Origin of the sequence: Yersinia thracica (assembly GCF_902170565.1) — a bacterium.
Taxonomy (GTDB): Bacteria; Pseudomonadota; Gammaproteobacteria; order Enterobacterales; family Enterobacteriaceae; genus Yersinia; species Yersinia thracica.
In genome coordinates, this window is sequence record NZ_CABHXX010000063.1 from 43,040 (window position 1) to 50,768 (window position 7,729).

Here is a 7,729-nt window from a genome sequence, read left to right on the forward strand (position 1 = left end):
CTGACCTGCTCCCTATCGCTTCGATAAAAAACGAGTGTGCGACCTCTTCTGTAAATACGCTATACTCATATAAATCCTATAAATAAGGAGAATATATGCTCATAGGATTTGCTTTACTGGTTAGCACCTGCGGAATGGATGCTTGCGAGGCTCTGCCCGTCACTGACGATATTTACGCAACACGCCATGAGTGTATGGCTGTCGCTGCTCGTCTTCATCAAAGAAGACCCGATGTGGTATTGATTTGTGGTGAAGTCTACCGCCACCCTGATAGTGATAAATCTGAGTAATACATTTAAAGTGAGTTTTACTGCCTAAATTTAACTGTTTCTACAGTAATAACCCCCGTCTGCTCGCTTCATTGTGTAAACAATATGTTATGCAAAAAAATTATTGCGACAGGAGTAATAAAATAGAAAGTCCTGCTAGGCTTTAATTAAGTATCAAGGGCAATATGAGTATTAAATATATGGCATATAAACACCTATCAAAGAATATAAACACTTATCAAAAAATAGGCCATAACCATAAGTAACCATCCCTTTTACCAGGAGTTTTACAATGAATCCTCCTTCATGTGATATCTGAAAATGTGTAAAGAACACCGTAAATAACGGTTTATTGCTTTTACATATAAAGGATTCCAAAAAAATGTTCCAATTCGATGCTTATGGCACACTCGTCGCTGCAAGTCTGGTTCTATTACTAGGAAGGCAGTGCGTCAAAAAAATTCCTTTATTACAAAAATATGCTATTCCTGACCCCATTGCTGGCGGCCTCCTGGTCGCATTAATATTTCTGCTTATACACCAAACCACAAGTTGGGAAGCTCACTTTGATACGTCATTACGAGACCCATTGATGTTGACCTTTTTTGCCTCAATTGGCCTTAACGCTAATCTCGCCAGTTTAAGAGCGGGTGGAAAGGTATTAATAAAATTCATCGTCGTAGTTATTGGCCTATTGCTATTACAAAATACGATTGGCATTGGTATGGCTAAAATGCTCGGGCTGGAACCCTTAATGGGATTATTGGTCGGAACCATTACGCTGTCTGGCGGACATGGTACTGGGGCCGCTTGGAGCAGTGTATTTGTCGAAAATTATGGGTTAATTAATGCTACTGAAGTTGCAATGGCCTGCGCGACCTTCGGTTTGGTATTAGGTGGATTAATCGCCGGGCCTGTTGCACTTTATCTCATTAAACATTCTGCGATGCCTAATGGAAGACCAGAAGATACGTTACAACCGACAACCTTCGAAAAACCTCAGTCGGGGCGGATGATTACCTCATTGGTTTTGGTCGAAACCATTGCCATGATTACCATTTGTCTAATGATCGGCGGCTATATTAGGGAACTGCTGGTAGGAACAGTATTTGAATTACCTGTCTTTGTTTATGTCCTGTTTGTTGGGGTCATTCTCAGTAATATACTCGCTTACACTCGGTTTTATCAGGTATTTGACCGTGCTGTCTCTGTCGTGGGTAACGTTAGCCTTTCTCTTTTCCTGGCAATAGCGTTGATGAGCTTAAGGTTATGGGAGCTAGCCTCCCTGGCCCTGCCAATGTTGGCTATTCTACTGGCGCAAACACTGTTAATGGTATTATACGCAATATTTGTGACTTACCGGGTTATGGGGAAAAATTACGATGCGGCGGTTCTTGCCGCCGGGCATTGTGGTTTAGGTTTAGGCGCTACACCAACGGCAATTGCCAATATGCAGGCAGTTACCGATCGTTTCGGGCCATCTCACGTTGCGTTTCTTATTGTTCCGATGGTCGGGGCATTCTTCCTGGATATAGCCAATGCTATCGTGATTAAGTTGTCTTTATTACTCCCTATGTTTACCCCATTAAGTTGATTCAATTAAGCGCCCGATTAAAAAAATCAAAATTTGGCGTTGTTATAAAATACAACGCCATTAGGTTCACAAAAAAATACTATTCATTAGCCACAGGAGGAGTAAAAATCACGTGAAATTAGCGCCCTTTTTTCTTGCGCCCCGGTTGAGTAAAACGCTTACGGGCAGCTGAATTACCTTCTGATTTTTCAGTGTTTTTGGATCGGACAATGACGGGTTTTTTATCTGTAATAGCTTTAACCTTCGGCTTTTTTGGCGGTTTTTCATCAGACGACGAATTCTCAATCAGTTTGAATAATTCTGTCAGTTCATCGTCGGTCAAATCTCGCCACTCGCCTTGTGGCAGGCCTTTCAGATTGACGTTCATAATACGGGTGCGTTCAAGCTTGGTTACTTCATAACCAAAATATTTACACATACGGCGGATTTGGCGATTAAGCCCCTGCACTAATGTGATGCTAAACACAAAGGCAGCTTCTTTTTTCACTTTACATTTTTTGGTCACCGTACCCAACATCGGCACACCCGCACCCAAGCCGAGAATAAACTCGTCAGTCACCGGTTTATTAACCGTCACCACGTATTCTTTTTCGTGATCATTTCCAGCGCGCAGGATCTTGTTGACTAAATCGCCATGATTCGTCAGGAAAATCAATCCCTGAGAGTCTTTATCGAGACGCCCGATAGGAAAAACGCGTTTACTATGATTAACGAAATCGACGATGTTATCGGATTCACCATCCTCCGTGGTGCTTATAATGCCAACCGGTTTATTTAACGCGATCAATACTAAGTCGTTTTCGTCACGCGGTTCGATAAGTTGGCCATTAACTTTCACCACATCCCCGACATATACCTGATCACCAACCGCAGCCCGCTTGCCATTAATAAAAACATTTCCTTGTTCGATGTAACGATCAGCATCGCGGCGCGAGCAGATACCGCTCTCGCTAATGTATTTGTTAAGACGAATGGATGAGTTAGTCAGCATAATTTTCCGTAAAAATCGGACTATACCATGATACGTTAAAAATTCTACAAGACTGCTTAGCTGAGAGATAGCGAAGTCATAGCAACATCACAGATAGTCCTTAAAGGTTGGCGCTAACAACGTCTCCATTACGTGGTCACTTAAATTCAGTCATTCCTTTTCTGACCAGTGGTCAACGGCGTACAGTGCGTTATAATATACAAGCTAAACTAGTTACGGACAGAAATGACTGTTTGCCATTTAATAACCCATGGAAGATGTCCTCACAATGAAAACCTCGATTATCAGCTCTCTTATTTTTGCCACTCTTGCAGCCTCGCCGCTTTATGCATCTGAACAAAAGATTCTCACACAACAGCAGATAGCGGCTATTGTCAATAACACTCTGACGCCATTAATTGAAAAACAGGATATTCCTGGCATGGCCGTTGCTGTGTTTTATGACGGCAAACCCTTGTTCTTTAACTATGGCTTTGCCGATATAAAAAATCGCCGCCCGGTAACGGAAAATACCTTATTCGAACTTGGCTCAGTCAGTAAAACTTTCACTGGGGTAGTTGGTGGATATGCTGAGCAAACAGGTATTCTTAACCTAAGTGACTCTGTAACAAAATACAGCCCGGAGCTAACTGGCCGTCAGTGGAAAGATATTAGCATGCTGAATTTGGCGACATACACCGCGGGTGGTCTCCCTCTTCAAATTCCTGATACTGTCACTAACATGAAACTATTGTGGCAATACTACCAGCAATGGCAGCCGCAGTGGGCACCCGGCGTGATGCGAAACTACTCCAACGCCAGTATTGGATTATTCGGCACACTGGCAGTGAAAAAAAGCAATTTGTCGTTTGAAGACTATATGGCCCAACATGTGTTTCAACCTTTAAAGTTAACACATACCTTTATAACTATCCCCGATTCCATGCAATCAGACTACGCGTGGGGATATAAAGACGGTCAACCGGTTCGTGTCACTCCGGGTGTACTGGCTGCTGAAGCCTACGGAGTAAAATCTACGGCTCAAGATATGGTAAAATTTATGCAGGCAAATATTGAGCCTGAAAAACTTCTTGCTGATAATGATAAATTAAAGAAAGCCATCATCGCTGCCCAATCGCGTTATTACCGATCAGGGAACATGTTTCAAGGGCTGGGATGGGAAATGTATAATTGGCCGATTAACTCACAAGAAGTCATTGCTTTCAGTAGCAATGAGATTGCCTTGCAACCCCATAAAATCAACGCGTTGATGCCTCCATATTCTGCTGTTCCAGCATCTTGGGTACACAAGACGGGTAGCACTAATGGTTTTGGCGCATATATCGCTTTTATCCCAGAGAAGAAGATAGGAATAGTGATGTTAGCTAATAAAAATTACCCTAATCCTGTCCGAGTGGAAGCAGCTAATCATATTCTTCAGTCATTATATTAATAATGCGGCCGAATAGCTCAATATAAAGCCTGTATTTTATATGACAGAAATATAGTGACAGTACACCTATTTCTGTCAATGGTTTATTGATAGCTGCCAAAGGATCTATTGAAAGTGGCGTCTATAAAAAATACTTTTCAGATGTGAAGTGGATAAAGGCTTTAATAAGCGTAGTGATTTCACACAATTTATAACATGCCGGGCAATTAAGCCCGTCACGTCAAACAATACCCAGAGTGAAAGCAGCAAATCATCCGTCTGCTGATTAAAAGGAATATAACATCCAGTTAGATAAATACCGGACTCGATATCAGAAGGGCTTAAAGCAGTCCTTCCTGTTGAGCCTGATAGACAGTCCTTACAGTGGCCTGAAAGCCAAGACTACGAGCAAGTGAAGCATCAACATGAAGGTGCCTGGGATTATCGAGAGGCTCGGATGACTGGGCCATTGATCCTCCGACCAGCTGAATGAGTTCGTAAACTGATGTCCTCGCTTCGTCTGAAATGTTAACGATGCGTCCATCCATTGTCCCAGCCAGCGCGAGGTTCATTGTAGTTCATTTTCGGGCTGTTCGATTTATCTAAAAAGTGCACAAGGCCAACTCTAATCAGTAAACCTAAACCCGTCTGTTTTTATGATTCCACTAACCTTTAGGTTCAATGCCTCTTTCGCGTAACTCTCTACGCAATATCCTTTTTATCCACAGCTGAGGCATTGTTCGGGATGATGTCCGTGGTTACAGTTAGCGGGATATTTGTCGGTGTATTGTTTACTGAATCAGTCGCTTTATCGACAATGGCTTTTTAATTTCTTGTATCCCAAGGACTACACTTATCGCCATAAACTGAATTATTGTGTCTCCGGGGCTACAAAAGACGACTCTCTATCGTTTGAAAATATTGACCATTGTCTAATCTTGTTAGACAACAGGACAAAAAACTAAACCAGCATGACTTAACGATTGCTGGTGACTTTCTTAGAGAGACTTAACTAGCTAAAGTGAATCAATAAAACTCTCGCAATTTATATATCAATGCGTTCTCTTAAATTCCATTTTTTTGCTTACACATGTGCTATATGGCATTGCTCTATGGCTAGGTGTTGTATATACTTTAATCATAATTTATATATAGAGGAGGCTCAACATGTCACAGGGCACCATTTTTACAAACAATCGTACTCAAAATGTGCGTTTACCGGTGGATATGCGCTTTCCAGAGAATGTTAAATCAGTGACGGTAAGAGCGGTAGGGAATGAGCGTATCTTGTCACCCGTTGAAAACTCTTGGGATAGCTTTTTCTTCAATAGTCCGCGTGTTTCAGATGATTTTCTGACAGAACGTGCAGAACAGCATCAATCAGAGCGTGAGTTATTTTAATGCATAAGTACATGCTCGATACTAATATCGTTATATATGTCATTAAACGCCGACCTATAGAAGTGTTAGGTCGGTTTAACGCTAATGCGGGCAGAATGGTTATTTCTTCCATCACACTTGCTGAGTTGTTGCATGGCGTAGAGAAAAGTGCGGCACCTGAACGCAATTTGAGTGTTGTAGAGGACTTTGTTTCACGTCTTACTGTACTGGATTATGACGATAAAGCCGCCATTCACTATGGTTCGATACGTGCGAGTCTGGAGCAAAAAGGGACACCCATAGGTGTTAATGATTTACATATCGCAGGTCATGCCCGAAGTACTGGATTGATATTAGTCACAAATAACCGTAAAGAATTTGATCGCGTGCCTGGACTGATTGTCGACAACTGGTTAGGCGAATAATTCGAATCAGAATAATTGTGGTTACCATCAGCCACAAAAATAGTACGTTGAAATTATTGATGGTAATAACTGCTGTAATTGCAATGCCCTGAAAGTGCGGGAACACCGTCAGGGCATCTAACCACAACATTAAACGAGGTAATGCTATGGCTGACGCTAATAGTAACATACGTGCATATTCAAAGCTCTACACCTTCCTTAACGCCCGTTCTAACACATTATTGGCCGAAATTTCTCCGTTGCGCCTGATCTCCGTTTTGGCTCCCACTGAATGTGAAGCCCGCAATCTGCTGGCCGGTTTCTCACTGGTGTTTGTTTCTTGCAAACCACAGGAGAAGCGCCATGTTGCCTGATACCAATAGACTTTATCCCACATTGACTGAGGTGTTCGGTAAGCTGGATATGTCACACCTGAGTGCTGATGACACACTGGAACTGGCAAACAGTAGCGAAGAGTGTTAGCCGGACTGCTGCATGGGCTAAATTTTATCGGGGATACTTTTGTGTCCTTTGCCGACAACGAGGTGTTGGATCTCTCAGCAGAAAGTCTGTGCCAACTGGGCCACTGTCTGGCATCAATCAGTATCCTGTTACCCGCCCTCACTCAATTGCAAACATCTGCCAGCGGCAAGCTCGTCAACAATGATTTGAACGAGCAATAAATTCCACCGGCTTCCGCTACTATTATCTTTAGCGGATGTGGTATAGATACTTCTTGATTTTACCTGTAACTCATTATTTTAACTTAGGAAAAAGTTTTTCCTAAAATGATGTTGGCTAATTGATCAGCAGAACCTCATCGGGTTATAGTCACACCGCTGCGGTGAAATCCTTTACCGGATTTGGCAGTCCGGCATACACCAAAGCGCATGACGTAGACACGGTTACATGGGTAATAAGCAAGAAATGGTGAGCTGGGCGGGGGCACCGCAGGATGCGTCGGTTTTTTTGTGACTGGTCTGTCACCCCATCCAGCTCACCACCTACGGAGACGGGAATCTCAAGGTGGCTACCTAAACACCGTCGACTAATAAACGCTTATTAATTAATTCGACGATCAGATGGGTGACCCAATAACTCGTCGTAGTACAAGGAAGCACTGATGAAAATTGCAGAAGCAGTGGAACTAGAAAGCTTTCTGAAAGGATACATTGAAAGCTATCGGGAAACGGCCCTAGGTCTCTACTGGCCGAAGGTGTTGATCGCACTCTGGTAAAGGAAGTTACTGGCCTACGTGATGAAGACCTGACGCAATAACGCGTTAACCCCCATTCTAGCGGGCGATGTTGTGTTAGACGTCGCCTTATTTTACCAGTTTTTCGCACCTTATTTATTCCGTACTGTGATTATTTTCCCTCTCTTATTCATCTCGATAACCCATTATTTTAAAAGAAAAAATGTTTGTCCTAAAGTGGAGCAGAGTGATTGCTCACACTGATCCTCATAACTATCATCGCCCGATGAAAACGACCCCTACACCCCATGATGCACTTTTTAAGAATTTTATGACCCAGCCCGCGGCGGCGTGTGACCTGCTGGAGTTCCATTTGCCGCCTGAATTGCGGCAACTTTGTGACCTGAGTGTCAATTATGGTCTAAAAATGAGCCACAGTTATGCTTTAAAAGTGCGCCACTTTAAGACCGGTTTTTGAACCTAAA

7 protein-coding genes and 2 pseudogenes are annotated in these 7,729 nt (G+C 42.8%); 8 read left to right on the forward strand and 1 reads right to left on the reverse strand.

The window, feature by feature from the left end; genetic code table 11:
* Window positions 1-95: 95 nt before the first annotated feature.
* Both FTA91_RS07145 and gltS read left to right on the forward strand, forming a co-directional pair.
* Window positions 96-290, forward strand: a complete 195-nt coding sequence (locus FTA91_RS07145; protein WP_050116317.1) for a hypothetical protein — start codon at window positions 96-98, stop codon at window positions 288-290.
* A gap of 361 nt (window positions 291-651) precedes the next feature.
* Entirely contained in the window at window positions 652-1,863 is a 1,212-nt protein-coding gene (gene gltS / locus FTA91_RS07150) for a sodium/glutamate symporter (RefSeq protein WP_145536073.1), read from the forward strand.
* A gap of 118 nt (window positions 1,864-1,981) precedes the next feature.
* On the opposite strand, the gene rluF is transcribed toward gltS, so the two are convergent.
* Window positions 1,982-2,854 (reverse strand): 23S rRNA pseudouridine(2604) synthase RluF, encoded by an 873-nt coding sequence (rluF, locus tag FTA91_RS07155; RefSeq protein WP_050116315.1) that lies wholly within the window; start codon window positions 2,852-2,854, stop codon window positions 1,982-1,984.
* A 268-nt stretch (window positions 2,855-3,122) separates the two neighbouring features.
* On the opposite strand from rluF, the gene ampC reads away from it, so the two are divergent.
* From ampC to FTA91_RS07190, 6 genes and pseudogenes are all read left to right on the forward strand, one after another.
* Entirely contained in the window at window positions 3,123-4,286 is a 1,164-nt protein-coding gene (gene ampC / locus FTA91_RS07160) for a class C beta-lactamase (protein ID WP_145583120.1), read from the forward strand.
* 1,146 nt (window positions 4,287-5,432) lie between these two features.
* On the forward strand, window positions 5,433-5,666 hold the full coding sequence (gene vapB, locus FTA91_RS07170) for a type II toxin-antitoxin system VapB family antitoxin (protein WP_042546888.1): 234 nt from the start codon (window positions 5,433-5,435) through the stop codon (window positions 5,664-5,666).
* Window positions 5,666-6,070, forward strand: coding sequence for a type II toxin-antitoxin system tRNA(fMet)-specific endonuclease VapC (gene vapC, locus FTA91_RS07175; protein WP_005170069.1), 405 nt, complete (start codon window positions 5,666-5,668; stop codon window positions 6,068-6,070). Before vapB ends, vapC begins: the two co-directional genes overlap by 1 nt.
* 146 nt (window positions 6,071-6,216) lie before the next feature.
* Window positions 6,217-6,423 carry a host cell division inhibitor Icd-like protein gene (locus FTA91_RS07180; protein WP_046051084.1) on the forward strand — a complete coding sequence of 69 codons (207 nt, stop codon included), beginning with the start codon at window positions 6,217-6,219 and terminating at the stop codon, window positions 6,421-6,423.
* Window positions 6,413-6,732: pseudogene (locus FTA91_RS07185) on the forward strand (hypothetical protein). Before FTA91_RS07180 ends, FTA91_RS07185 begins: the two are co-directional and overlap by 11 nt.
* A gap of 798 nt (window positions 6,733-7,530) precedes the next feature.
* Window positions 7,531-7,653 (forward strand): annotated as a pseudogene (locus tag FTA91_RS07190) (Rpn family recombination-promoting nuclease/putative transposase); the annotation flags it as partial.
* Window positions 7,654-7,729 lie beyond the last annotated feature (76 nt).